The 26,238-nt window shown below is 56.3% G+C and carries 25 protein-coding genes and 2 pseudogenes; 8 read left to right on the forward strand and 19 right to left on the reverse strand.

The features are described from left to right. On the forward strand, positions 1 to 405 hold a 405-nt coding region (locus JCM21793_RS29825; RefSeq protein ID WP_210164480.1), incomplete at its 5' end, for a hypothetical protein. On the opposite strand, the gene JCM21793_RS31540 is transcribed toward JCM21793_RS29825, so the two are convergent. After that, positions 316 to 621, reverse strand: a complete 306-nt coding sequence (locus JCM21793_RS31540) for a DUF6455 family protein (RefSeq protein ID WP_007009024.1) — start codon at positions 619 to 621, stop codon at positions 316 to 318. The genes JCM21793_RS29825 and JCM21793_RS31540 overlap by 90 nt on opposite strands. Positions 622 to 796: 175 nt before the next feature. Here JCM21793_RS31540 and JCM21793_RS15935 point away from each other — a divergent pair, with 175 nt between their 5' ends. The 5 genes from JCM21793_RS15935 to JCM21793_RS28835 all read left to right on the forward strand — a co-directional run bounded on the left by JCM21793_RS15935 (position 797) and on the right by JCM21793_RS28835 (position 5,568). Continuing rightward, positions 797 to 2,284 carry a PAS domain S-box protein gene (locus JCM21793_RS15935; protein ID WP_025030999.1) on the forward strand — a complete coding sequence of 496 codons (1,488 nt, stop codon included), beginning with the start codon at positions 797 to 799 and terminating at the stop codon, positions 2,282 to 2,284. After that, a complete protein-coding gene (gene fixJ, locus JCM21793_RS15940) occupies positions 2,277 to 2,894 on the forward strand; it encodes a response regulator FixJ (protein WP_025031000.1) in 618 nt (205 codons plus the stop codon). Before JCM21793_RS15935 ends, fixJ begins: the two co-directional genes overlap by 8 nt. 116 nt (positions 2,895 to 3,010) lie before the next feature. Then, positions 3,011 to 3,313, forward strand: coding sequence for a response regulator (locus JCM21793_RS15945; protein ID WP_025031001.1), 303 nt, complete (start codon positions 3,011 to 3,013; stop codon positions 3,311 to 3,313). A gap of 136 nt (positions 3,314 to 3,449) precedes the next feature. After that, a complete protein-coding gene (locus JCM21793_RS15950) occupies positions 3,450 to 4,118 on the forward strand; it encodes a helix-turn-helix domain-containing protein (protein WP_025031002.1) in 669 nt (222 codons plus the stop codon). Positions 4,119 to 4,464: 346 nt separating this feature from the next. Continuing rightward, complete coding sequence (locus JCM21793_RS28835; RefSeq protein WP_025031003.1) at positions 4,465 to 5,568, forward strand: glycosyltransferase; 1,104 nt, start codon at positions 4,465 to 4,467, stop codon at positions 5,566 to 5,568. On the opposite strand, the gene JCM21793_RS15960 is transcribed toward JCM21793_RS28835, so the two are convergent. From JCM21793_RS15960 to JCM21793_RS16005, 8 genes are all read right to left on the reverse strand, one after another. Continuing rightward, on the reverse strand, positions 5,528 to 6,655 hold the full coding sequence (locus JCM21793_RS15960) for a glycosyltransferase (RefSeq protein WP_036540577.1): 1,128 nt from the start codon (positions 6,653 to 6,655) through the stop codon (positions 5,528 to 5,530). The two genes, JCM21793_RS28835 and JCM21793_RS15960, sit on opposite strands and share 41 nt — an antisense overlap. Positions 6,656 to 7,014: 359 nt before the next feature. Continuing rightward, a complete protein-coding gene (locus JCM21793_RS28840; RefSeq protein WP_081784747.1) occupies positions 7,015 to 9,582 on the reverse strand; it encodes a glycosyltransferase family 4 protein in 2,568 nt (855 codons plus the stop codon). Positions 9,583 to 9,595: 13 nt separating this feature from the next. After that, the gene (locus JCM21793_RS28845) at positions 9,596 to 10,936 is read right to left on the reverse strand and encodes an FkbM family methyltransferase (protein ID WP_025031007.1); all 1,341 of its coding nucleotides are present in this window, start codon (positions 10,934 to 10,936) and stop codon (positions 9,596 to 9,598) included. After that, positions 10,933 to 12,177 carry an ABC transporter ATP-binding protein gene (locus JCM21793_RS15985; RefSeq protein WP_025031008.1) on the reverse strand — a complete coding sequence of 415 codons (1,245 nt, stop codon included), beginning with the start codon at positions 12,175 to 12,177 and terminating at the stop codon, positions 10,933 to 10,935. Before JCM21793_RS15985 ends, JCM21793_RS28845 begins: the two co-directional genes overlap by 4 nt. Further along, positions 12,174 to 12,911 (reverse strand): ABC transporter permease, encoded by a 738-nt coding sequence (locus tag JCM21793_RS15990; RefSeq protein ID WP_244439808.1) that lies wholly within the window; start codon positions 12,909 to 12,911, stop codon positions 12,174 to 12,176. The genes JCM21793_RS15985 and JCM21793_RS15990 overlap by 4 nt, the downstream gene beginning before the upstream one ends. A gap of 50 nt (positions 12,912 to 12,961) precedes the next feature. Then, positions 12,962 to 13,930, reverse strand: coding sequence for an NAD-dependent epimerase/dehydratase family protein (locus tag JCM21793_RS15995; RefSeq protein ID WP_036540582.1), 969 nt, complete (start codon positions 13,928 to 13,930; stop codon positions 12,962 to 12,964). A gap of 20 nt (positions 13,931 to 13,950) precedes the next feature. After that, the gene (gmd, locus tag JCM21793_RS16000; RefSeq protein ID WP_025031011.1) at positions 13,951 to 14,940 is read right to left on the reverse strand and encodes a GDP-mannose 4,6-dehydratase; all 990 of its coding nucleotides are present in this window, start codon (positions 14,938 to 14,940) and stop codon (positions 13,951 to 13,953) included. A 20-nt stretch (positions 14,941 to 14,960) separates the two neighbouring features. Next, positions 14,961 to 16,376 carry a mannose-1-phosphate guanylyltransferase/mannose-6-phosphate isomerase gene (locus tag JCM21793_RS16005; protein ID WP_025031012.1) on the reverse strand — a complete coding sequence of 472 codons (1,416 nt, stop codon included), beginning with the start codon at positions 16,374 to 16,376 and terminating at the stop codon, positions 14,961 to 14,963. A 366-nt stretch (positions 16,377 to 16,742) separates the two neighbouring features. Between JCM21793_RS16005 and JCM21793_RS29510 the strand changes: the two genes are divergently transcribed. After that, positions 16,743 to 16,913, forward strand: a complete 171-nt coding sequence (locus JCM21793_RS29510; RefSeq protein WP_162175228.1) for a hypothetical protein — start codon at positions 16,743 to 16,745, stop codon at positions 16,911 to 16,913. 51 nt (positions 16,914 to 16,964) lie between these two features. Here JCM21793_RS29510 and JCM21793_RS30485 read toward each other — a convergent pair. The 7 genes and pseudogenes from JCM21793_RS30485 to JCM21793_RS16040 form a co-directional block, all read right to left on the reverse strand. Then, a pseudogene (locus JCM21793_RS30485) lies at positions 16,965 to 17,163 on the reverse strand (integrase core domain-containing protein); the annotation flags it as partial. Positions 17,164 to 17,325: 162 nt separating this feature from the next. Next, positions 17,326 to 18,333: a succinylglutamate desuccinylase/aspartoacylase family protein gene (locus JCM21793_RS16015; RefSeq protein WP_025031013.1), complete on the reverse strand. Its 1,008-nt coding sequence runs from the start codon at positions 18,331 to 18,333 to the stop codon at positions 17,326 to 17,328. A gap of 24 nt (positions 18,334 to 18,357) precedes the next feature. Beyond that, a pseudogene (locus tag JCM21793_RS26475) lies at positions 18,358 to 19,121 on the reverse strand (amino acid ABC transporter ATP-binding protein). 19 nt (positions 19,122 to 19,140) lie between these two features. Beyond that, the gene (ehuD, locus tag JCM21793_RS16025) at positions 19,141 to 19,800 is read right to left on the reverse strand and encodes an ectoine/hydroxyectoine ABC transporter permease subunit EhuD (protein ID WP_025031014.1); all 660 of its coding nucleotides are present in this window, start codon (positions 19,798 to 19,800) and stop codon (positions 19,141 to 19,143) included. Next, positions 19,790 to 20,449, reverse strand: a complete 660-nt coding sequence (locus JCM21793_RS16030; RefSeq protein ID WP_007009035.1) for an amino acid ABC transporter permease — start codon at positions 20,447 to 20,449, stop codon at positions 19,790 to 19,792. Before JCM21793_RS16030 ends, ehuD begins: the two co-directional genes overlap by 11 nt. A 37-nt stretch (positions 20,450 to 20,486) precedes the next feature. Further along, on the reverse strand, positions 20,487 to 21,365 hold the full coding sequence (gene ehuB / locus JCM21793_RS16035; RefSeq protein WP_007009036.1) for an ectoine/hydroxyectoine ABC transporter substrate-binding protein EhuB: 879 nt from the start codon (positions 21,363 to 21,365) through the stop codon (positions 20,487 to 20,489). A 31-nt stretch (positions 21,366 to 21,396) separates the two neighbouring features. After that, complete coding sequence (locus JCM21793_RS16040; RefSeq protein ID WP_025031015.1) at positions 21,397 to 22,587, reverse strand: trans-sulfuration enzyme family protein; 1,191 nt, start codon at positions 22,585 to 22,587, stop codon at positions 21,397 to 21,399. 115 nt (positions 22,588 to 22,702) lie between these two features. Here JCM21793_RS16040 and JCM21793_RS16045 point away from each other — a divergent pair, with 115 nt between their 5' ends. Further along, complete coding sequence (locus JCM21793_RS16045) at positions 22,703 to 23,599, forward strand: LysR substrate-binding domain-containing protein (RefSeq protein ID WP_025031016.1); 897 nt, start codon at positions 22,703 to 22,705, stop codon at positions 23,597 to 23,599. 19 nt (positions 23,600 to 23,618) lie between these two features. Here the strand turns inward: JCM21793_RS16045 and JCM21793_RS16050 are convergent, their stop codons facing one another. From JCM21793_RS16050 to JCM21793_RS16060, 3 genes are all read right to left on the reverse strand, one after another. Continuing rightward, the gene (locus tag JCM21793_RS16050; protein WP_007009039.1) at positions 23,619 to 24,266 is read right to left on the reverse strand and encodes a LysE family translocator; all 648 of its coding nucleotides are present in this window, start codon (positions 24,264 to 24,266) and stop codon (positions 23,619 to 23,621) included. Positions 24,267 to 24,386: 120 nt separating this feature from the next. After that, positions 24,387 to 24,968, reverse strand: a complete 582-nt coding sequence (locus tag JCM21793_RS16055) for an MFS transporter (RefSeq protein WP_025031017.1) — start codon at positions 24,966 to 24,968, stop codon at positions 24,387 to 24,389. After that, a complete protein-coding gene (locus tag JCM21793_RS16060) occupies positions 24,953 to 25,729 on the reverse strand; it encodes an MFS transporter (protein WP_155983462.1) in 777 nt (258 codons plus the stop codon). The genes JCM21793_RS16055 and JCM21793_RS16060 overlap by 16 nt, the downstream gene beginning before the upstream one ends. Between the last annotated feature and the right edge of the window lie 509 nt (positions 25,730 to 26,238).

Below are 26,238 nucleotides of genomic sequence, written 5' to 3' on the forward strand. Positions count from 1 at the left end.
AAACTATTGATGGAGCATCGGAATAGCCCGAAAACCGGATTCCACTTTTCGGTCCGATGCTCTGGGGAACGCGATAAACAGATTGTGGGCGCGGGACGAGGTCAACTCAGAAAGCGCTTTTTGGAATTGCCGTCGTGCCTAAATTGCCGTCGTGTTCAACCACTGGCGGCGCAGCGCGACGGCGGCCGGGCGGATTCGGGGGAAGTATCCGCCCGGCTTTTCTTGCCAAATGGTGTTCAAAAAAAACGGACCGCCGTTCGGACAGGTTTTCAGACTGGATTGAATGCTGAATTGCCGCTCATGCGGCTGAATCTGTCAGGCGTTTGTGTCGGGCCGATCACTGCGGGCATTTTCCCTGACGGTCCGGGCCCTCGCTTCGAAGACTTTGGCGTTAGGGCAGAATGAGGGAGGCGTGCGCGCTGTTTCGCCTGCCGTTGCAGCCAGCCATGTCTCGCAGGAATCTGCATTGCGGCACAGGCCACAGGACCGAATCGCCGAGGCAAGCGTGAGGCCAAGTCGCTCCGCGGCCAGTCGCTGGATATCGACATCGCAGCGGTCCATCATCTTGCCCATCAGCTTTGCACGGGCTTCGATGTTTTTCGAAATGCGCGTCATGAGCATAATCCTCTGTGATCGCCCAGTCTGGCGGCTGTTCGGCGGGGCGTCTTTGCGCTGGATCAAACGTCGTGCAGGAAAAGCGACTGTCCATCGTGCCCCGCGTCAGCACGTCACTTGCGGTATGTCCCTGCGATCGAAATAATGCGCGCGACAAGGCACTGCGTGCGAAGGGGCGAGCGTGAGTCCTGAATTTGATCTGGCTGAACCGGCACGCCGTGCCGGTGTGACGGGGTACGCCATAGCGATCGGCGGAAGCGTCGTGCTGCTGGCGGCGCGGCTCTGGCTGGGCACAGCCTTCGGCGACACGTGGGTTCTGTTTCTGGCCTCTCTCATTGCACTTTATGCGTCAATCTTCGGCGGACGCACGGCCGGTCTTGTGGCTGTCGCACTGACTGCATGCGCCATCGCTCTCGTTGGTGTACTGGCGGCACTGCCGCTTTCCATTCCTGCCTTTGCTGCGCTGATCGCGTTTCTCGTACTGCTCGCCCATGTGGGCGGCGCTTACTTTAACGCTCAGGACGCGGGCCGACAGGTTCGCCGGCAGCTGGCCGCACGCGATGCGCATCTGAGTTCCATTCTCGACACTGTGCCGGATGCCACGGTGGTGATTGATGACAAGGGAATCATGATCTCGTTCAACCGGGCTGCGGTGCGCCAGTTCGGCTATACGGAAGAAGAAGCACGCGGCCGTAACGTCAGCATGCTCATGCCGGAGCCGTATCAGGGGCAGCATGACGGTTATATCGAGCGCTACAAACGCACGGGCGAACGGCGGATCATCGGTATCGACCGAATGGTCGTCGGGCGCCGCAAGGATGGTTCGACCTTTCCGATGAAGCTTGCGGTGGGCGAAATGCAAAGCGGCGGGCACACCTATTTCACCGGTTTCATACGCGATCTGACGGAACGGGCCGAAACCGAGGCGCAGATGGAGCAGGTTCAGGCCGAACTTGCCAGGCTCGCGCGGTTGAACGAACTGGGGGAGATGGCCTCGACGCTCGCTCATGAGCTGAATCAGCCGCTCTCCGCTGTGTCGAACTATGTGCAGGGCTGCAAGCGCCTCCTGAACGACCTCGACCACCCTGTTGCCGAGCGGATGCGCGACGCTCTTGAAGAAACCACGCGGCAATCGCTGCGCGCTGGGCAGATTATCCGCCATCTGCGTGAGTTTGTGACGCGCGGCGAAAGCGAAAAGCAGGCGGAGAACCTGCAGAGCCTTGTCGAGGAAGCTGCTGCGCTGGCGCTGATGGGCTCGCGCGAGCTTGGCATCCGCACGGTGTTCGAGTTCGAACCGGGGCTTGAAGAGGTTTTTGTAGACAGGGTGCAGATCCAGCAGATCCTGATCAACCTTATGCGCAACGCGATGGAAGCCATGCGCGAGAGCGCGCAGCGCGAGCTCCGGGTTTCGGTCGTATCTGATGGAGCCGGCGCGATCGATATCGATGTGTCGGATACGGGCTCCGGCGTACCGGACGAGATCGCCGAAAGCCTGTTCAAGCCCTTCGTTTCCTCCAAGCGGGGCGGTATGGGGGTCGGCCTGGCCATCTCCAAGAGAATTGCGGAAGCCCATGGCGGTATGCTGAGACTGATCGAAACCTCACGGGAAGGCACCACCTTCCGTTTCACACTGCCGGCACTGAAAGAACAGGAACTGCAGAATGCCTGAAGACGTGGTGATCCACATTGTCGATGACGAGGAACCGGTTCGCAAGTCGCTGGCCTTTCTGCTCACCATGTCCGGCCACGCAGCGCGGGTGCACAGCTCGGCGACCGAGTTTCTCAAGAGTGCGCCCGGCCTGCGCAACGCCTGCCTGATCACCGATTTGAGAATGCCCGACATGAGCGGCGTCGAACTGCTGCAGCGATTGGGTCAGGACGGAAACATGCTGCCGACGATTGTCATCACCGGGCATGGGGATGTGCCGATGGCGGTGGAGGCCATGAAGGCGGGGGCATTGGATTTCATCGAAAAGCCCTTCTCCGACGATGTGCTGATGGAAGCCGTTTCACGGGCCATCCAGCAGCTGGAAACGAGGCCGCAGGCAGACGCGGATGCCGGCATGGTGCGCGAGCGGGTCCTGCAGCTTTCCGAGCGCGAGCAGCAGGTCATGCATCGCATCGTCGCCGGCCTGCCCAACAAGACGATCGCCTTCGAACTCGACATTTCACCCAGGACCGTTGAAGTGCACCGGGCCAATGTGATGGCCAAGATGCAGGCCAGAAATCTGCCAGAGCTGGTGCGGATGGCCCTGCTGGCCGGCGATACGGCGCACTGACAAACGCCATTCATGCGGCATTTTGATCCAGCGCAATGCGCTGTGGTCGACCAAGGCTGACATTGCGTGCTGCCGTGGCGGATTGCGCATTCTCCCGGCAGTGAGGAGATGCCGGTGTGGTTGGAACGATTCTCGTGGTGGCGCCCGATTCCGCCTTTCGCCTGTCGCTGCGTTTCATGCTTGAAACGGAGGGGTTCGATGTGGTCGTACCGGACAGTCTTGCGGAAGCCGGTTGCCTGCGCGCGGATGCGGACTGCATGATTGTTGATCATGATGTGCTTATCGAGCAGGAATGCCGGTTGCCCGACTTGCCGCAGATGACGGCCCGTTTGTTCTTCTCGCGGACACGCTTCAGGACATGCCGCAGGCCGAGCACATGCGCACTGTTGAAAAACCACTTCTGGGCAGCGCCGTTGTGAATGCGGTTCAGGCGCTTCTGGAGGGGGCGGGCCGCAGGGAAAAGCCGGCGCTACGTAGATTCCCGTAGGGGAAAAACCGAATTTCGCGCGGTCTGCGATCGCGGCACATAGGGACCGTCACATGACGGAGGCACCCATGTTTGCACAGGCCGCAACCGCCCAAACGCTCAATATTCCTTTCGGCGCAGGCCGGCATCATGCCGAGGCGCGCAGGACGCCCGCATCCTTTTCGCCTGATCAGCCTCACCAGGTCGTTTTCTACGATGCCAATGAAGAGATCTATGCACAGGGCGAGCAGGCCAGTGCGCTCTATCAGGTCGAGTTTGGCGCGGTTCGCCTCTATCGCCTTCTTGCCGACGGTCGGCGTCAGATCAGCGCCTTCCACATTGCCGGTGAGGTTTTCGGTTTCGAGGCCGACGGCCAGCATCATTTCTTTGCCGAGGCTGTGGGCCATGCGGGCATCCGTGTTTTCCGCAAGCCGGCCAGCGAGATCAACTGGCGTCAGACGCTGGATGCCGCTCTGGCCGCACTGGTGCGGGCCCAGGAGCACCTGCTTGTGATCGGCCGGCAGAACGCCGCCGAGCGCGTTGCCGCCTTCCTGCTCGACATGATGGAACGCCAGAACAGCGACCGCGAGGTGCAGCTTGCGATGTCGCGCACCGACATTGGCGACTATCTCGGCCTGACGATCGAAACCGTGTCCCGGACCTTCTCGAAATTCAAATCCAGGGGGCTCGTGCGCCTGGCGAACACGCGCACAGTGGAAGTGATCAATGTCGAGGCGCTCAGAGCGATGTGTGACTGAGGGGTGGGGAGTGGACCCGTAGGGCTCGGTATCGACCGGATGGTTCTACGATGCCCGATCGGAATACGGCCTGCTGCAGTTTCATAGGCGTCGGATTTAAGCCAGCTACCATTCCTGAACTCGGGACCGGGTGATAAAGTCGCATGCCGAAGAGGGCGCTCACGAAGCGGTATGGTCCGAGATAACAACCTTGGCCCGGATTGCTGCGGGGTGCTGGGTAGGTATCCCGACCGCTCCGGCTGCTCGCGGGGCGGAGGGCCGGGCGCAAAAATTCAGGCTATTCAGTTGGAAGCGGCGGTTAAAGAGTGTTACCGAAACAATCCGGATCGTATGGAACTGCTCGCTTATGAAAATTTTGCACGTATACAAGACCTACTTGCCAGATGATTTTACAGGTGTGCCCCGGGTTATTCACACACTTGCGGAAAACACGGGAAAATACGGCGTTGAAAATGAGGTTTTCACTCTATCCAATTCGCCCTCTGCGACCCCATTGAAGATAGGGAATCATCTTGTAAGGCAATTTAAGTGTGAAATAAATATATCATCTTCTAGTTTGTCGGTATCATCAATTTTGTATTCGAAAAGAATATTTGATGATGCCGATATAATAAATTATCATTTCCCCTGGCCGATGGGAGATTTACTTTATATATTGAGGGGGATGAGTAAGCCGTCTCTCGTTACATACCACTCCGATATCATTAGGCAGAAGAACCTCTTGCGCTTCTATAGACCGGTTATGACCCGGTTCCTTGATGGTGTTGATGAGATTGTTGCCACGTCACCCAACTATCGGGACAGCAGTCCAATTCTTGCTCGGTATAAGGAAAAGACCTCAGTAATCCCGATCGGATTGCCTGAGCGTCCCGCCGCCGTGGCGGAAGATGTACAGCGCCTGCGAAGCATGCTTGGTGAAGGTTTTCTGCTGTTTGTGGGGGCCTTGCGATACTACAAAGGCCTGCAGTTCCTCGTTTCCGCAGCCGAAGCAAGCAGGATTCCACTGGTGATCGCTGGTGGGCGGCAGCGAGGAGACATCGATGTATCCACACTTCCGGAAAACATTCGCTATATTGGGGAGGTCAGTGAGGCGGAGAAAGAAGCGCTTTTGACGCTCTGCGCCGGATTTGTCTTTCCTTCACATTTGCGTTCTGAAGCATTTGGCATATCGCTTGCCGAAGCGGCGCGCGCTGGCAAGCCCATGATTTCTTGCGAGATCGGAACGGGGACAAGCTTTATCAACAAGGACGGAGAAACAGGGATTGTTGTTCCTCCGGGCGACGTAAAAGCGCTCTCTGAAGCGATGCTGGCTATTCTGGCCGATGAGGATATGCGGGCGCGCATGGGCCGGTGCGCTGAAAAACGTTTCCAGAGCCTGTTTCGCGCTGACGGCATGGCCGCCGACTACCTCAAGATTTATCAGCGTCTTGCTGGCGCAAGTCGCGGATAATGCCCTGCATTTGCGTTACGAAGCGCTCCCTTGAAAACTGCTGTGCTCTTGCCTCACAGTTGGGGCGCATCTCAATTGCTCTTTCCTTGGTCATAACGCCGACGGCATCGGCGATATCCTGAATAGAAAAGTCGGGCTTTAGCAGAAGTCCGCTTTTGTCATTCTCGATCGTTTCCAGAAGCCCGCCCTCGCGCACTCCGATCACCGGCTTGCCCGCAGCCATGGATTCGACGGGGGAAATCCCGAAATCCTCGTCCACCGGCAGGTAGATGGTAGCGATGGCTCTGCCTACGAGGTCTTTGAGTTGTTGATCGCTGACCCAGCCTCGGAACTCGATGTTCGGGGCGTTCCCGACCATCTGCTTCAAACGCTCCAGGTCATCGCCGCCTGACGCGACCACCAGTTTTTTGTCCGGCATGGCCAGGAAGGCCTCAACGATCTTTTCAACCCTCTTCAATGGGGTAAGGCGAGCGGTCGACAGGTAATAATCGCCTTGGCTTTTCCATTTAAACTGATCGATGTCCACCGGTGGGTAAACAACGACACTATCGCGACCCAAGTATTTCTTTATTCGCTTTCGCGTGTTCTCGGAATTGGCGATTATCAGATCCATCTGGGTCACAGAGTTTCTGTAACCCTTTTCGAAAAGATGCATCAGCGGTCGTGTGACCAGTTTTCTTAACATGCCTTGGCGCGCGGTGAACAACGCTCGCTGATCAAAAAGAAAGCGCGGTGGAGTATGGCAGTAGAAGATATCTACGCCAGAACTTTGTGATCTGGGGACGGCGAACGGTGCTGAAACACCCGAATAAATTCGTACTGGGAAGGATGCGGCATAGCGCCTCTGCATTGAGAATTTTAGCGCCAGTGCAGGGATACGCAGTTGAGGTTTCTGGAGAAAAGCCGGAACGTTCAAGGAGCTCGATTCAATATCGGAAAAGAATTCGCCAAAACTATCATCGGTTTGGTAACCGTAGACGAGAGTGGCGTTTTCCAATTCTCGAGCAAGAGTCAGAACAAGGCGCTCCCCGCCTCCACGAATGGCGAAGTAATCATGAAGTAGAAGGAGTTCAAATTTTGAGATCATTTCACTTTCGCGAACATGAATATATATTTATATAATTTATAATTTGAGTGGCGAGTGTAATAATGCGTAGAGCTCTTATTTTATATTCTGTGTGCTTGCCCAAGCAGGGCGACGACCTCGGGCTTGAACATTCATGAGGTTCCTGATTGTGCCCGAGGCGGACCATATGGTCCACCCTGTGCGCTTTTGTAGTCCCGACCGTAAAATCACTCTGCAATCCTCGATCAGCAACCATTCGACCAGATCGCTGCGGACACCTGGTGCGGCGGCGTGGCCGGAGCGACAGACACGAGGGCTGCCTCTCTGAGGCAGGTAGCCTGTATGATGAGTTTGATGTGTTCCTCTTGTCTGGCGCCGTTTCAGGCGCCGAGCGAAATGCTCCGTTCGCGCGGTAGATCGGCCGAATGGCGGGGAGACTGGGCATCAGAGCTGTCGAACAACGCAGTCATCATCTGCTTCGCGCTCTCCCTCCATGTGATCCAGGGCATGTCATCGGACCTAATATGCTGACCGTTCTGATATGCGGAAAGCCAGTTTTGCACGGCACCTGCCAGCGCGGCAGGTGTGCTCCCGCCGAAATACGCCGCATGCGCGCTCGCCACTTCACGGAAAATCGGAATGTCACGCGCCAGAATCGGCAGCTTGTGGCGCGCTGCCTCGATGAGTGGCAGGCCGAAGCCCTCGCCTTCGGAAGCCGCGATCAGGCAGGAGGCAGCCTCGTAGATCTTTTCCAGATACTCATCGGAAATGCCCTCGAGCCAGAACAGGCGCCTGTTCAGCTCCGGGTGCGTTCGCAGTTTGTGAACCAGAGCATCCACATTCCAGCCCTGTTTGCCGACGATCACCAGATTAACGTCGGTTCCTCGAGCCCAGAGCTCTTCAAACGCTGCCAGCGCTTGCGCATAGCCCTTGCGTGGCTCAATGGTGCTGACCATGGCAAATGTCGGCTTCTGCGCCAACTTGGCCAAAAGCTCATCAGCAACATCGGGTAGACCGAAACTTGGGGCTGAGTTCTCCATATCAGCACCGAGATGCGCCCAGCTGACACGAAATGGGCGACGAGTCCCCCGGTGCATTTTTTCGATATACCGGCTTACGTCAGATGCGACTGCCTCAGATATACAAATAACGCCATCGCACTCAGAAATGACCTCGAACCATCTCTCAAATGAAGAAACGACATCTTGTTGGAAATATCTACTCATAGTGATCGCAAGCAGGTCGTATACCATAAACTCGACGCGCACACCATGCCTTCGAAGCCCTTGATAGAAATCACGATGCGTAATCACATTAGGTGGAGAGAGGTCCAGTCCGAAAAATACATCACCGGGGGATGCATGTATTGAACCTCTTGATTCGTATTCTGCTATATCGCAAAAGTGTTCCTTAAAAGAATTTGCGTATCGATAGTTGCTATCGATATCAGAGTATACCAGATCTACCTGGTAGCCATTTGGTGGAGACAATATTATCTCCTTCAATAGGTTTCGAACAACCCTCTGGACGCCGGTTTTAAGGTCTTCACGAAATATCGTGGAAATGTCCAAAAACAACCGTTTTGTATCATCTTGGCGGGGGTGGTTCCTGCTAATTGCCTGGGCGGTCAAAAGCCGCTCACTCTCCGTCAACCCGCCCGAAAACTGTACCGCCTGCTCGATGGCCCAACTCCGTGCGTCAATCTTCGGCTTTGAAGAGGGCTGATTATCAATGCATGCGCATTCAAATATCTCCAAGGCACGGACCGCAGAGATGTCCCATGAAAATTTTTCAGCTTGGGTGGGGCCGCGCTCTTTCAGATACGTATAAAATCTCCTATCTGTAAGTGCTTGGAAAATCGCCTCGCTAATTGAAGCTACCGAGGTGGGATCAAAAAGAGCCTCTTCAGCACCGATGACCTCCGGGACGCTTGTATTGTTAGAGCCAATTACTGCTGCCCCGCAAGACAAAGCCTCGAGAATAGGGAGGCCAAATCCCTCGTGAAGAGATGGAAAGACAAAAAGATAACATAGATTATATAAAGCTACGAGCTCATCGTCATTTACTCGTCCAGTAAATATGACATCTCCATGTATCAATTTTAAATTTTCAACATGATTTTCGAATCTCTTCTTGTGATCATCGGGCATCCCGCCGACGATCACGAGTTGGTATTCCTGTCTCAATCGCTCGGGAAGGGCAGCAAACGCGCTGATCAGTCCGATATGGTTCTTCCTGTCATCTGTAGCCCCAGAATACATAAGGAACTTTTTAGTTATATTAAATTCACGACGAATTTCGTCCTCTTCATCTCTGTTAATTTCCTTTTTATTAAAATCACTTGTTGTTGCCGAAGATATGTTGAATATTTTGTGTTCGGGAATATTAATATATTCGATAGCTTCTTTTCTTGATGATTCCGATATTGATAGGAGAATATCGGATTTTTTGATATAGTCTATTTTTTCAAGATACAATTTTTTGAATACTGGATTAGGGTTTAGGTAGCTATCCGGGTTAATTATCGGTATAGCATCATAAAAAATAGAGGAAACTATGTATGAAGTATCAATGGTCTGAACGCTGGAGACTGCATTGTCGCCAAAACCCTCTATTATACTAGTATTAAGTAGTACATCTGGGTTTAAATCTTCTATAAACGCCTCTCTCAACCGTTCGGACAGATTCCGGCGTGTTTTGTTGTAAGGGTCGTGAGAATGCACGGGCCCGACGGAATACCAGACGCGAATATTTTCTTGTGGGATGAGGTCATTAAACTCCGCACGGATTGGCTCGACGCTATCTGGGAAAAGTCCATTTAGAACCAGTACAATCTCATGGGATTTTCGGTTACGAGCGATCGCTTTCGCCAGTGAAAGAGAGTATCTCCCAATTCCACGAAATCGGCTGGTGCATTGCGCACCTTGCATATCAATAACGATTTTCATAAATCTATCGATCCTAATTATTATTCTTAATTATTTTATATATTCTCTTGGCATCGGCGGTTAAATCATCTTCATCACGGATAAGTTCCCCTAGGTGACCAACGTAGCCGGAGCCCCCGCTCGGATGTGGTGCCCCACTTCCCAGTACTGACCGAATTTTACTCTCAATACGAGGTGTGAAGCTGAGTATGTATAATGATAGTTTTTTAAGGTTTGGTCTATATTTAGTGTAAACGATCGCGTTGATGAGGAAAAGTTTGGCCGCGCGCCGCGGGCGCGAACCCGGCTTCAGGGTCAGCCACGCCCACGAACGTTGCAGGAACCATCTGGCGGAACGGGACAGCGCGCGCAAGGGCGCGGTGATGCGCCAGGAGGTGCTGTTGTAGATTGCGTTCATCTGCTCGAGATGTGCCGCGTTAATCCTGGCGGCTTCTTCCCTTTGTTGTTGATTGGCTGATTTTACCCTACTGGTATCTTCCTTTAGCTGTTGATTGGCTGATTTGATTCTGAAAACTTCCTCATTTGCCATCTCGAGGTTGAGCTCAAGGCTGCGGCGCGAGGTCTGCTCCCTGAGTAGTCGCCGCTCCAGAGTTTTTCTGAAACTCCTGTCGTCGACTGGATCTACATCTCCTTCGCTTTGCTTAGGTTCGCCCTCACAGGCAAAGGGGACGGTTGCGCTCAAAACAAAATTGTCGAAGAAGTTCGGGCCCGGGCCGAATGCGGCCTTGAGTTCAGGATGCGCCACACTCACGTAGAAGCGGTTTAGACCGTCGAAATAGACAAATTCGTATCCGAGGGCAGTTAATTTCGGCTCCCACGAAGCATAATTCTGTACAGGCGAGTTTGGTATGGTGCTTTCCAGCACCACCACCCACGGACGCGCATGTGACGTGCCCCAGCCGTCAATGACGGCCTCCTCCATACCTTCGACATCGATCTTCAGCCAATGGATGTCCCGGTCTGCATAGCGGTCGAGTATCTGCTGAAAGGGCAGGCAACGCACGCGCAGGGGCTTTACCGTTCGCCCCTCTGCTTCGTGCCTCTGTGCAATATCCTTATCGCCGGTACCGAGCCCGGTATCGGTGACCGAAAAAAACTCGATTTCACCCTCATCGTTGCCGGCTGCGGCTTCTATCACATCCTCATCCGGGCGTGCCTCGCGCAGCAACTCGGCATAGTGAGGGTCCGCCTCGACATGAACGCCGCGCCAGCCGTTTTTGTAAAACGCCAGGCTGACCGATTCGAACACCGGATCCTGCGCACCGACATCTATGTAGAAGCCGTTCTCAACATGTTTGAGCGCACGCCACAGAATGACGTCTTCAAAATTCTGCGCATATGAAACTAAGGTCACGCGTCGCCCCGTTTGACTTCGAATTTCGTGTCGAGCCAGGAACTGCCGATAAAGACTGGCCGATCAGGATTCACCACCTCGAACACGACCGCATTGTCCTGCCATTCGTAATTGTTGTCGAGGTGGGTATCGGAGCTGGTCAACGCCGGCGTGAGGGAATAGGATCCCGGGCCGAGATGGCACGGGAAGTGCAGATTGAAGTGAACGGACTCACCCGGTCCGACATTCTGCACTGCCTGTCTGGTGTGCCATGTATTGGTTCCCCATATCACATGGCCCGTACGGTCGCGCAGCATGCAGCCGAGGACAAGGTTCGGGATTCCCGTGTTTGCCTGTGCGGTCAGCCGCAGCACCAGCGACTGACCGATCCGCGCAGTTGCCACCGGTTGTTTCGTCTGCGCATCAAGCAGCTGGAGATTGGTCATCGTGACCTCGTAGGTGCCCGATCGGGTATATTGCCAGCCATTTTCTCCGCGGCTCTGTTCGACCTGAAGGCGCGCATTGTCCTTCTCCGCGATCATCGCGTTGTAATAGTCTACGACCTCGTCGGGGGCGCCGTCTTTGACAACGCGCCCTTTGTCGAGCAGGAGAACGCGGTCGCACAGCGCGCGCACATCGCCCAACCCGTGCGTGACGAGAACGATGGCCGCGCCCTCGTCGCGGAACCGGCGCATCCGATCAAAGCTCTTGTGCTGAAAATAGCTATCGCCGACGCTCAGAACCTCGTCGATGATCAGAACGTCGGGCCGCACGGCGGTTGCAAGGGAGAAAGCCAGTCTTGCCTGCATGCCCGATGAGTATACGCGCAGGGGCTGGTCGAAAAAATCTCCCAGCTCTGCAAAATCCTCAATCGAAGGCATGAGCCGGGTCAACTCCTCGCGGGGGAAACCCATTAGTCCGCCTGCCTGATAGACATTCTGCCGCCCGGTGAATTCAGGATTGAAACCCAGACCCAGTTCCAGAATGGCGCCGATTCTTCCCTGGACGGCGATCCTGCCCGAACTCGGACGTACGGTGCCGGTAATCATCTTGAGCAGCGTGCTTTTTCCGGCACCGTTCTGACCGATCAGTGCGATTGCCTCGCCATTCCTGAGGGAGAAGCTGACATTGCTGACCGCCTTGAAAACCTCTGCCGGCTGCAGGCCCGCGCCAAACCAGTTCGCAAAGCGGATGAGATTTGAGGGATAGGCAGCGTAGTGCTTGCTGACATCGTCGAGTGTCAGGACGGTTTGCCGGCTCATAGCGCGTCCACCAATTCGGGGCTGACGCGGCGGAAGAGCACGAAGGCGGCGCCAAACAGTGTCACGGCAATCAGTGCCGGCCAGATGAGCGACCCAATGTCGGGCCAGGTCTTGTAAAGAAGTGCGTCGTGATAGATGCCAACCAGCGCCACCATCGGATTGAGCTCAAGAATTGGCAAAAGGTTATCAGGGACGATGGCGATAGGGTAGACGACGGGGGTCATCCAGAACCACAATTGCAGCACGACCGTGAGTGCCTGGCCGATGTCGCGGGAAAACACGTTGAACAGGCCCAGAATAACCCCCAGCCCGAAGGCAAAAAGCGAGATAAAAAGAACACCCAGCGGCAGTGCAAGCCAGGTGATTGATGGCGTAAATCCGAGAAACAGGAATATGACGGCGATCGCCACCAGAAGCAGCACATGGTTGATGAGCGCGCCGCCCCATACGATCATCGGAAGACAGATCCTTGGAAAGGCGATCTTTTTCAGGGCTGACGAATATTCTACAAAGACATTCAGGCAGCGCCCCAGTATCTCACTAAAAAGATTCCACGCGGCTATGCCGGACAGAAGATAGATCGGGTAGGCGGCATCATGCTCGACACCACTAAGTTTCGCCCCGAGAACCTTCGAAAGAACCAGAGCGAAAATGAGCGCCTGCGCCAGCGGATGCAGGACCGACCATAGAAGGCCCAGTCGGGAGCGTGCATAGCGCGCACGAAGTTCCCCCATGATTGCAGCGGATATAAAGTGTCGATAAGACCAGATCGCCAATAGCATCTTTATTTTCCCGGTCGTTCGGCAGCCACCCGCCGCCGACAGTCTGAGAGAACCTCGGCGATGGTGTCGTCAAGGGAATAGGCCGGTTTCCAGTTCAGCTTATCGCGGGCTTTCTGTGCATTGCCAACCACGCGAGGGAGGTCGCTGGCCCTTTGGCGTTCCGGATCCGGTCTGATTTCAATGGCCTTCGGGCTGAGGGACAGTAGTCTGCGCAGAACGTCGGCGATCTTGTACCCACGCCCGGAAGCTAGGTTGAAAATTGCGGCCGGCGCGATGCTGGCCGCCTCAGAAGCCACCCGGACATAGGCTGCTGCAACATCGCGGACGTCGAGAAAGTCGCGTTCCGCATCGAGGTTTCCGACATGAATGACAGGTTCACTCAGTCCCGCTTCGATACGCGCGACCTGCATGGCGAAGGCCGTGGTGACGAACTCCTCTGTTTGGCCCGCACCAGCGTGGTTGAAAGGCCTCATCCGAACAACCTTCAGGCCGCGAGTGGCCAGCGCCCCAAGGGCCAAATCAGCGGCGGCTTTTGATGCGCCATACTCGTCGATGGGAGCGGGGAGGGTGTTCTCATCCAGTGGAAGGCCCGCTTTTGCACTCTCGCCGTAGATGAGCCCCGATCCTGCATGGATCAAAGTGCAGTGCGACGCGTGCTCCATAATGGAATAGGCAATGTTGCGTGTCCCGTCGACGTGTACCCGCCAAGCCTGGTCCGGGTTTTTCGCTGCTGCAACGGGAGAAGCAATGCCGGCGAGGTGCACGACATGCGTAGGCATGTGACGCTTGATGGCAGTATCGACCATTGCGCGATCTGTTACATCAAGCGCTTCGACATGCCCCAGAACGGGGTGCGATGTGGATATTCTTGCGGTGGGCAAGATCTCCACATCGTCCTTACACGCGTCCCCGAACGCCCAAGCAAGATGCGGGCCTACGAACCCAGATGCGCCGGTAATCAGAACACGCATAAGACTGACCAATCGAGATTCTACAGATGCTCGTGGTGCCGTAGACGCTGAAGGTCCGCTTCCACCATTTCCGCGACCAGCATTTCCAGCGTCGTTTCCGGTGTCCACCCCAGGTTCTTCCGGGCTTTTTCGGGGTTGCCCAGCAGGACGTCTACTTCTGCAGGCCGCATGTAGCGTTCGTCCTGAACCACGTGATCTTCCATGGTGAGACCGGCATGTTCAAAGGCGAGTCTGCAGAACTCACTCACGGCCACGGTGCGCCCCGTGGCAATAACATAGTCTTCGGGAACGTCCTGCTGAAGCATCAGCCACATTGCCTGAACGTAATCGCGTGCATGGCCCCAGTCCCGCTTGGCGTCCATGTTGCCCAAGGCCAGTTTATCCTGCATTCCCAGCTTGATGCGGGCAACGCCGTCAGTAATCTTTCGCGTCACGAATTCGATACCGCGCAAAGGGGACTCGTGATTGAACAATATGCCGCTGGAGGCGTGAAGCCCAAAGCTCTCCCGATAGTTGACGGTCATCCAATGTGCATAGAGTTTCGCTGCAGCGTAGGGCGAACGCGGGTAAAATGGCGTCGTCTCCGATTGCACCGGTTCCTGGATCAATCCATACATTTCAGACGAAGAAGCCTGATAGAAGCGGGCATCGGGACAAGCAATACGGACTGCCTCAAGCATGTTGGCGGCGCCCAGCCCTGTCACGGATCCGGTCAGTAGAGGCTGCTGCCACGACGATTTTACAAACGACTGGGCTGCGAGGTTATAAACCTCGGCCGGTTTCACCTCCTGCATCACCCTCAGAAGGCCTGAAAGATCTGTCAGATTGCCATCATGAAGCACGACGCTGTCGGCTATGCCCAACCACCTCAGGCGAGATCCAATCACGTCGGCTGAAGCGCTCCGGCGGAGCAACCCGTGCACTTCATAACCCTTGCTCAGCAGGAACTGTGCGAGGTATGCACCATCCTGGCCCGTTATTCCTGTAATGAGAGCGCGTTTCCGATCCATATCGATTATGCCCAATCCTGTTAATTTCGTCCGTACACGTCTTCAAAACGGACGATGTCATCCTCGCCGAGGTAATCTCCGCTTTGAACCTCGATCAGAACAAGTGGCAATATCCCAGGGTTCTCAAGCCGGTGCTTGTGTCCGCACGGGATATAGGTTGATTGATTGTGAGTGAGAAGTAACTCTTTGTCTCCATTTACAACTTTCGCCGTCCCCGCAACCACGACCCAGTGCTCGGAACGATGGTGGTGGGCCTGCAGCGACAGTCGATGACCGGGCTTCACCTCGATGCGTTTTATCTTGAAGCGCTCCCCTTCCTCAAGGACAGTGTACGTGCCCCAGGGGCGGTGTGCTGTCCGGTGGAGTTTTGCTGCTTCATGACCCTCCGAGCGTAACCGCTGGAAGACCGTTTTCACTTTCTGTGCCTCGTTTTTATGCGCAACGAGCAACGCATCTGCTGTATCAACAACAAGGAGGTCTGAAACACCAACGAGGCTTACCAGACGATCCTCTGAATGTATGAAGCAATTCGACGAATCCTCAACTACGGCCTCGCCGGTCACCCGATTGCCTACCGTATCGGCGTCGACCAGATCAGCCATGGCGGACCAGGAACCGATGTCCGACCATCCGCATGTGAGAGGCACGACGGCTACATGTTCGGCATTCTCCATAACGGCATAATCGATTGACGTGGCGGGCACCGCGCTAAATGGCTCCTGGCCAACTTCCAGGGTTCTGTTCTCGCCGTTGCTTCCGAGGCGGGCGGTCGAAAGCGCCTCTGTTACACCCGCTACAATCTCCGGGCAGAGGCTTTTCATGATGTCAAGCATGGTGCTGGCCTTGAAGCAGAACATGCCTGAGTTCCAATAATGGCGGCCACTGGATGCGTAGAAGGCAGCGGTTTCTGCGTCCGGCTTTTCCACGAACTTCAGAACGTCTGCGCCATCGGCTTCAATATACCCATACCCGGTTTCAGGGTGTTCCGGGACGATGCCGAAGGTAACGATGCGACCACTCTGGGCGAGTTCGATGGCTTTGTTCGCTGCCTCTGCAAAGGCGTGCTCATCACGGATCAGGTGATCCGCCGGCAGAATGAGCAATACGGCATCAGCACCAGCCTCCTGATTTGCGCGTACGGTCGCAAGTGCAACGGCCGCCGCAGTATCACGACCGAATGGCTCCAGTATGAATTCATTGGGACGTGCTTCAGGGCTTGCAGATGCGTAGGCGTCGAGAGTCAGGAACAGGTGTTCGCGGTTCGTCACCGTAACAATGTGACGGACACCATCCAGCGCCGCCGCGCGCGCATAGGTCCGCCCTATCAAGGTACTTCCGTCTGGCAACTCTATAAAGGGCTTCGGCAAGGCTTCTCGCGACAACGGCCAGAGCCGGGACCCGGCACCGCCACTGATGATCACTGGAATAAGACTCACTTTGGTCAACCACTTCGTTTTGTTCCTCGGTAACTGTGCGGACTAAAGCAGGTTTGGAGAATGCACAAGAGGCACACGAATTTTCCTGTTGTGGTTGAGAAAGTCGGTTGGTTGTTTCGTCGCGGAATTCTCTGATGCAAGGCGCGCGGGATAGGGCAGATCGTTGCCCAATCAATATCGTTTCAGTTCGTATAACCACTGGCAGTGTCCTGTGATGCGTGCCTTTTACTCGGACTTTTCGTGTTCGACCATCCAAGGAAACAGCCTCTTTCGGAGTTGTCAGGAAGAAGTGTCGCGCCAGCTCGATCAGCGTGATTTGTGACGCCCGCGCGGGCCAAGTCCTTGTTTGAGCGACACGGTGAAGGAATGGCGTCGGGAACGGAAGGGGCGCAACTTGATATTCGGTGGGTCAAATCAGACTTTCAACTCAAAGATGAAGATCGTCTGGAGGCGGTAACCACCGTCAGCTTGACCGTTCTTCATGCGGGCGTGCACTCTGAATGCGCCGTCCACATGCTGGCCTTTGACGCGTTCTGACGTGCGCCTCCGTCCTCTGGAACCGTTCCGAACCAGGTTTTTTGGGGGTACCAAGCGCCAAAAACCTGCAGTATTCAGGCATTCGCTGCGGAACTTGCCGTTGAAGGCTTCGATCAACGCGTTGTCGGTCGGCTCGTCCGGGCGGGAGAAGTCTGGCTCAACGCGGGCTGATACACGCCCACAGGTCAAGCCTGTGGGAGATGAGCTCCGCGCTCTGCTCGACAGGGATCGTTTTCGGATAGCCGGATGCTTTTGCCGCTTGATGAAATTGTCTGTCCCCATCCGCAAGTGAAAGGCCCATTGTCGCGGGCAAGACATCTGCAACGCAATGCGTGTTTCAGGCACTCGAAATTATGCAGCAGTTGCGCTTTCAGAACGGCTGCAAGAGGGGAACCGGAGGCGCGCACCGAGCCTATTTGGCGTCCGTCATCAGGTTGAAGAGGCAATCGCCGCGCTGGGTCAATGTCGGGAAGCGGCGGCAGCTGATCATGCCGGCGTTGGAAAAATGGAGTTCCACCGGGTCTCTCATCGGACTATCGGGAAAGTGGATGCGCCCGGCCAGATCGCCGGCTGCAACCATTTCGCCGAGATCGGCCTTGGGTTCGAACAGCCCGCCTTCGGAAGCGTAAATGGCGGCATCCCTTCCCAGTGAGCGCATGAGCCGCGTCGAGGACGTGTCGTCGACATTCAGGCCCGGTGCAATTCCGAAGTGTTTCAGTACGCGGCGGACACCGGTTTCGGCTATCGTCAAGCCGCGAGGCGACAGGGTTGCGCCGCCTCCGAGTTCTGTCGTTAGCGCCGGAATACCGCGTTTGGCGGCTGCGGCGTACAATGTGGTGTGCCCACCACCACCGCTTCCATCGGTTAACACGCTGAATGGCGCGCCGAAGGCATTGAGGAGCGACTTCACTTTTTCTCTGTGAGCGTCGTTCGAGCCGGGATGCGCCAGCGCCAGCGGCAGATAGTCGAGCGAGCGTCCGCCCGAATGCAGGTCGATCACCAGATCGCATTTCGGGAACAGAACCTTGTCGACATAGTGCGCGATCGCAGCCGTCGGTCCCATCTTCGGGTCACCCGGAAAGAGTCGGTTGAGGTTGCCCTCGTCCAGCGGGGAAACACGCCGCCCCGCCATGACGGCAGGAAAGTTCAGCGCGGGCATTATAATGACGCGGCCATTGATGTCTTCTGGACGAAGTTCGCGCGCCAGACGGTTGAGGGCGATCTGCCCTTCATACTCATCACCGTGCGTGCCTGCCGTCAGCAGAAGCGTAGGGCCTGTCCCGTTGGCGATGACCACCAGGGGGATGGGAATCCACCCATAGGCGGACAGGTCCGATGAATGCGGCAGGCGGAGGTAATCGGATTGTTTGTCCGATCGCTCGTAATCAAGCCCGGTCCAAAGCATGCTGACGTCAGACATTGTGATCAATACTCTCTGATGACGTTAAAGGATCTGGCTGAGGAAGCGCTGTGTTCGCTCGTTCTCGGGATGAGAGAAGAACGTTTCGGGTGGCGCTTCCTCCACCACGGATCCGCCATCCATGAACACGACGCGGTCTGCGACTTTTCTGGCGAAGCCCATCTCATGCGTGACGCAGAGCATCGTCATCCCGTCGCGGGCCAGTTCCGTCATGACATCCAGAACTTCCTTGATCATCTCGGGGTCGAGAGCGGAAGTCGGCTCATCGAACAACATGACCCGTGGATGCATGCATAGAGCGCGTGCGATGGCCACGCGCTGGCGTTGCCCGCCTGAGAGCTGGCTTGGATAGCATCCGCCTTTTCCGGTATTTTGACTCGTGCGAGGTAGTGCCGCGCGATGTCCTCTGCCTCGCCGCGCGGCAGGCGTTTTGCGCGCGTCAGGGCCAGGGTGCAGTTTCTGAGCACGGTGAGGTGCGGGAACAGATTGAAGTGCTGGAAAACCATGCCGACATTCCGGCGGATTTCATGCATGGCGCGCACGCCGGGGCCGACTTCGCGGCCATTGACGCGGATCTCGCCCTGCTGATGCTCTTCCAGCTGGTTGACGCAGCGGATGAGCGTCGACTTGCCGGAACCGGACGGTCCGCAGATGACGATCTGTTCGCCGGTTCCGACCGTGAGATCGACATCCTTCAGGACATGCAGCTTGCCGTACCATTTGTTGAGTTTCTTGATTTCAACGGCTGGCTCCATTTCCAGCACGCCTCCCACAACTCCCGTGGACATTGCTTCTACGGCAGTCATGCTATCGTTTCTCCGATGCCAAGAGCTTGTTCTCCAATTGACGCACGAGCTGTGCGATCGATACGGCGAGGATCAGGAAGACCACTCCGACGATCAGCATCGGTTCTGCGTAGCGAAAAGTGTCGCTTGAGACTTCCATCGCGGCGCCCAGCATTTCCGGGACAGCAATCACGGCCAGATAGGGCGTCGCCTTCAGGATCGATACGAAGTAGTTGCCCATCGGGGCCGCGATGTTGCGCAACATCTGGGGCGCGATGACGAATATGATGGTGTCGAAGTGCTTGAGGCCCAGTGCCGTTGCCGCTTCGAACTGCCCCGCCGAGATGGTGTCAATACCCGCTTTGAACACTTCTGCCAGATAACCGCTGTAGTAGACACTTAACGCCAGAACGCCGACGGCGTATGCGGGTAGCGTCACGCCATAGAACGGCAGAACGAAATAGAGGAAATAAATCTGGACCAGAACCGGGGTGGACCTGATGAAGTCAATGACAAACCGCATCGCGTAGCCGAGCAGGCGACCGCTGCGGCGAAGGATCTCCAGAACAAAGCCGAGCAGGGCAGCGCCCAGACAGCTTGCAATGGCAACCCAGATCGTCGTGCCCACGGCGGCGAGTATCGTGGGCAGAACGGAGAGGGCGAAGGCGAAATCAAACGTCACGCTGTCCCCTCCCTTCGATGCTCACGCGTCGCTCCGTCCAGCGTCCAAGTATGGTCGCCGGGTAACAGACGATGAAATATGCAAGCAGCAGGGCCGTGTAGGTGCCGACCGGATCGTATTGCAGTTGCGAAATTTCTTTTGCGCGGAAGGTCATGTCGGTCAGGGTGATAAGCGAAACGAGCGCCGTCCCCTTGATCAGTTGTATGAACTGATTGATGAAAGTCGGCACCATGGCTGCAAAGGCCTGCGGTAGCTCGATCAGGCCCAGGATCTCGATCCGCCGCAAACCCAGAGCCTTGCCGGCCTCCACCTGGCCGACATCCAGCGCCTGCAATGCGGCCCGGACCGACTGGCTGCCATAGCCGCCGATGTTCAGTCCGAGTGCCATCGCGCCTACGGTGATGCCGGAGAGTGTTATGCCGAAGCTTGGCAGTGAGTAATAGAAAACGAAGAGCAGGATAATCACCGGCGAACTGCGCCAGAACTCGATGATCGAGGTCACGAGCAGATGCGCAAATCCCCTAGTGAAATGCTGCAAAACGCCAAAGACAAGAGCGAAGGGCACGGCGTACATCATCCCATAGAGAGTGATGGTGGCTGTTACGCCGAGCCCCTCGAAAATGCCGGCAAGCGTGGCCGAAAAACTCACTGCGCCCCCTCCGGATCAATCGCGGTCAACCGTTGCATTATTCGCTGCAGATCGCCTGCGTCTGCAGGTTCGGCGCTTTCTCTGCATCGGTAAAGCCGTAGCGCTTCATGATCTCATCGACGGTGCCGTCGTCCATGAGCTTTTTCAGCTCTGCATTGTAGGCATCGCGCAGCGTTGTATCCGCCTTGCGGAAAGCGATGGCCGTATAGAGAGCTGCGGGTCTCCCATCGACAACCTTGCCAGTGAAAGGGAGTGCGCGTTCCAGCCCCTTCACGTTCGGGTCCTGCAGGAATGAAACCACGCTTGGCGCGGAAAGGGTCGCAGCGTCCGCACGTCCTGCCAGAAGGGCAGAAACGAGGGCGTTGGTGTCCTGCAAAAGAAGCATCTGATCCTTGGGAACGCCTGCATCCATGGCATTCTTGGAGTTCAGCGTCCCCCGGCCGCCGGCGAGACGGAGTTCGGAGTTCGATGCAAAATCCGCGTAGCTGTGGATGTTTTTGGGGTTCCCTTCCTTGACGAGCAGCCCGTCGCCGACCGACAGATCAGGCTCACTGAAGATCACTTCCTTGCATCGTGCGGGCGTGATCGCGATGCCGGATGCGATCATGTCGAACCGGTTGGCGTTCAATCCGGGAATGAGCGCACCAAACTCCGAGATCACAAACTCGATATTGCTGACACCGAGCTTCTCGAAAGCCGTGCGCACCAGATCCGGATGATATCCAGCGGCTTCACCATCGGCATTCCGGAATCCCCAGGGAGCCCGATTGTGAATGCCGATTGTCACCGTCCCGGAAGACAGGCGCTCGGAAATCGCCTCATCTGCCATGGCCAACGAGGGAGCAGCCAGTCCCGTGAGTGCAATCATGGTTGCCAGACCGGCACGCAAGACCGACCTGCGGAGTATCTTGTTCATTTCATTCCCCTTCTTGATTGTTAGTTGAATTTCACGACGCGCCTGCGTCTTCGCTCGCATGGGTTGCGAGCACGTTTAAAAGCCGCTCAACATCGGCTTCCAGATCGGCGGCATCTTCCAGCCCCACGCTGATGCGCAGAACGAGATCGTCTCCGGTCCATGGCCGTGCGGTTCTGTGCTGTTTGACCGGCATGGGCGCAACGAGGCTTCTGGTGCCGCCCCACGATGCGCCTATCGAAAAGGTTTGCAGGGCATCTAGTGCAGCGGGCACATGCTCTGTAGCAGGTGTTTTGAAAACCACGCTGAAGACCGCACTGGCGCCTGAGAAATCACGCTGCCAGATTTCGTGCCCTGGCGACCCCTTCAGCGGCGGATAGAGAACGCTGTCCACTAGCGGATGCGCGCAGAACCGTTCTGCGAGTTTTGCTGCCGTGCGGCTGGCATAGTCCAGGCGCACCGCCATTGTCTCGATGCCGCGCAGGACCAGAGAGCATTCATCTGGAGAAACGCCAATGCCGAACCTGTTCAGGGTTGCTCTGACGGTTGTTGCGTTTTCGGGATCCGCCAGTGTTATGGAGCCCATCAATGCATCTGAGTGACCGGCGAAGTATTTTGTGAGCGCTTCCACGACAATGTCTGCGCCATGGACTAGCGGCTTGAAGTTTAGGGGCGTTGCCCACGTATTGTCGCAGCCTACGAGAACGCCGGCCCTGTGCGCTATCGCGCAGATACGCGGCACATCCTGAACTTCCATGGTGGTTGAGCCAGGCGACTCGACCCAGATCATTCGGGTCCGTTCATCGATCAGGTTCTCAAGCTCTTCGGGCGCGGTCGGATCGTAAAAAGCGATCTCGATGCCCATCCTTCGCAAGTCGTGTTGCGCGAAATCCCTGATGGGGGGATAGGCGCTGTCCGCGATCAAAAGGCGATCACCTTTCTGGATGAAGGAGAGTATTGCCAGCGCGGACGCAGCCTGTCCCGACGGAACGAGCAGGGTTCTGCCTCCACCCTCCAGAGCACTTATCTTCTGCTCCAGTGCGCGGACTGTGGGGGTGCCGGAAAGTCCGTAGGTGTAGCCATCGAGCCCGCGATCGTGGCGCGCGGCATAAGCCTGTGCGTCGGGAAAGATGATCGTCGAAGCGCGGTGAACCGGATAGGCGAGGCTCCTGAACCCTTCGGTATCAACGTCAGGTGATGTGACACAGTTTGTCCAATCGCTCATTGGGGGCCTTTCATTTTCTGTGACGCACTTACATCACAGCGATAGGTATTCCGTCTAATATCAAGATTGATGAAGTCTATTCTCGTGAGTTATAGGGGTTGAAAGGAGGGTGGCCATGAATCAGCGACAGATCGAGGTTTTCCATGCGGTCATGACCAACGGCACGGCATCCCGTGCAGCCGAGGTCCTGAGGATTTCGCAACCGGCGGTCAGCAAGGCGGTGCAGGAACTGGAAAGGTCAATCGGCTTTCCGCTCTTTGACCGGGTGAAGAGCAGAATGCTACCAACAGCCGAGGCCCGGTTGCTTCACCGGGAGGTGGAGGCCTCGTTCATTTCCATGGGGCATCTGCGGAGTGCGGCTGCGCGGATACGTGATTTCGGCTCTGGTGAAATCAGGATTGCGTGTCTCTCGGCGCTGAGCACGAACATTGTCCCGCGGGCTTTGCACGCCTTTCAGAAAACGCACCCTAATGTGGCGATTACGCTTCAGGCGCGCATGTCGTCCGTTGTCCGCGATCTCGTCGCTGAGGGACAGTTCGATATTGGGCTGGCGGCGGATGAGATCGATCTGACGGGCGTCGACGCGTCGCCCTTTGCCACACACAAGGCCTGCATCGCGCTCTATGAGGGCCATCCGCTGGAGCATATTGATGTTATTCGGCCCGAGGACCTTCACGACCGCCCATTCATCGCTCTCGCGCCCGAAGATACGACCCGCCGCGAAGCAGATATCATGTTTGAGCAAAGTGGTGGAATGCCACGAACGGTGATTGAAACGCCTTACTCGACAACGATCTGCGCCATGGTCAGCGCGGGACTGGGCTGCGGTCTGGTGAATCCTCTGACGGCGGAGCCCTATCTGAACGCCGGGCTCATTCTGAAACCCTTCGAGCCAAGCATCTACTTCCGCACGCTCCTGCTCATGCCCCCCAATCGGCGCCCTTCCAGACTGCTGAAGGAGCTTGTGATCGAGTTGAAGAACTATAGCAACGGCAAGATCGCACCCCGATAACCACCGCCGTTCAGCAATCTCAAGCGATCCGGGCGGTCAGTATCTTGATGGCTGCTGCACCGAACAGGAAACCCAAAACGGCATCGAAAGGACGACGGAACGACATGTAAAACCTCGATGCAGCCATTGTCGAAAACAGAAACGCGTAGCCGACAAAGACGATCATCGCCATGAAGGCGCAAAGCAGCACGGTCAGCATCAGGAGCGGCAGGGGAGCCGTGTTTCCCATGCCGACAGAAAGTGTCGCCAGCCAGACCAGCGGTGCCTTTGGATTGGTGAGATGTATCAGCAGGCCCTGGACGAAGCATCGGCGGATGCTGACCGGCTGCATCGCCTGAACCTGTTGCGGCTTTTCTCTAGCCATGGCCGAGCGCCAGGATTTGAACGCCAGGTAAAGGAGGTAGCAGCCGCCGGCCAGCTTCATGGCGGTAAAGAGCTCCGCGGATGCCTTTATGGCTGCGACAAAGCCGAATGCGGCAAAGCATCCCCAGAACATTGAGCCGGTCACGACGCCGAGCGACAGAGCCACAGCCGACGGGCGCCCCCGTGACATCGCCGTTCCCATGATCATGAGCGTTGCAGGGCCGGGGCTGGCAACGCCGATGGTGAAAATCGAAAGTATCAGGGCCAGACCTGGCAGGTACTGTGTCCAAAGATCAGCAGTCACCGCAACCCTCCCTTGCAGGCTTCGAGGATGAAGCTGGCATCGGTATCACGCCATGACGCGGGACGCCACGTTCGTGGTGCAGTTGTGCGCGATTCTGTCAGTCGCGGCGGGCATGAGCCTTCAACTCCACCCTGTCCGGGCGCAGAGGCCCAGCATCACGGCGCCGGCGACCGATAGCACCACACCCCAAGAGACGTAGTAGAGGATTGCATCTTCACTGCCGATGACCGTGGGCGATATGTAGATTGCCATGCCCAGCAGGCTGACCACCATCGAGGTGGCTGCTCGCACACGGCCGATTTCCTCGTTTTTTGCCAGAATCAGTATTCGACCGTCACATATGGCTCTTCCCCACGCGAACATCCCGCCAAGGGCCGCATAGATTGCGACCAGCAATGGGAGGCTTCTCGAGCTGGCGAAAGCCGCCATGGCGACCCCGGCCACGATGAGGATCACAAGCTCCCGGCGATGGGCGCCGGACAATCTGGTCCGCACTGCTGCAGCCGCCAGGGTCGCTCCGCCTCCGGCCGCCCAAGCCATCTCCAGAAGGCCATAGACGTCGCTGCCCCGTTGCAGGCTGTCCCTGACAAAACCCGGAACGAGGACATTTGCCATCTGGGATGCAGAAAGAAGCAGCCCCATGGTCAGGATGGTGAAGGCGAGCCGGGGCTGCTCGAGGATAGCCCTCAGCCCTCCCTCCATGCAGAAATGATGTCCCCTGGCGGCTTTGAAGGCGCGTTCTGGTAGTCCGCGAAGAAGAGGTTGATAATGGCGAACTGAACCATCATCAGCACTGCCATCAACAGTACTGGCCAGATCGCCGGAAGGTGATGAAGCAGAACGCCCCCAAGGCCCGTCCCGCATAGAATGCCGAGCTGACGGCAAATCGACACGCGGATGGCGAGCTTCATACGCAGATGTTCATCGACCGCCAGCTGGACAATGCCATCCAGCGCACCGGCATTGAGGACCGTCCCCAGCAAAAAGAGAACCGCATAGGCAAACAGCCACGGTGTGGCTGAACTGCCCAGTGCGGCGACGACCAGCGCGCAGACCCCCAGAATCCTTAGAGACTGCCCCTGCCGGATGATCAAAAGCCGGTTTTTCCGGTCGGTAACCACGCCGGCATAGATGGAGAAGACGAACGCGGTTGTGCTGCTGGCGAAAAACAGCTGCCCGACCAGGAACACCGATCCCTCGACTGCCGCGATCCATGAGGTGACAACGAGGCTGAGGCCAATGGTTGTAAAGGAAGCCATAGAGAATGCCATGACGGCAAACTCAATCGTCGCTCGATGCCGGAGATGGCGGGCAGGCAGGGTTGCAGGCGCCTGATCTGTCAAGTCGACTACTCCGCCAACACCGGTTTGCTTCTGCCGTACGTGTCCTGACCGGCGAATGAAGCGGCAACGCAATCTACAGGAGGTGTCCCGTATGGAACGCTTCGGCGTCTCGATATCCACGACTGTGCCGGCAAATCTCGCTCTGAACTGGCAACTCAAATGTTCTAGAACTCGGGCATTCTTTGTATCCCGAGGGACTGCAACTGGCCGTCAACCTCCAGAACGCCATGGCAAAACGCGCGAACAAATTCCCTGTCCAGCGAGAATTAAGGAGCTTCTGTAGCGAGCGTGCTTTGGTACTTCAGTGCACCCTTGGTCGACATGAGCCTTTGAATTCGCCCGGCAGGAAGCGGCAAAACCGGCCCTCCCTGCCGGCTGCTCAGATGGGCTGGCCGTCAGTGCACTTAGGGCGCGTAAGGCTGGGTTTCACGCCTTTCGCCAAACGCTTCGCAGAAACGGTTGTGTCATGTGATGTACTGTTACGGTTTTCGGAGATATTAATGAAGTGCAATTTGATATTATTTTGTATTAATTGCGTTATAAAAGAATAATAAAATTATTTAATTGATTAGGGATAAAGATAAAAATTAATCAATGAGTTATTTTATTTTTTATGTAATTAATAATAA

The sequence above is a fragment of the Nitratireductor aquibiodomus NL21 = JCM 21793 genome (assembly GCF_000615975.1).
GTDB lineage: Bacteria > Pseudomonadota > Alphaproteobacteria > Rhizobiales > Rhizobiaceae > Nitratireductor > Nitratireductor aquibiodomus.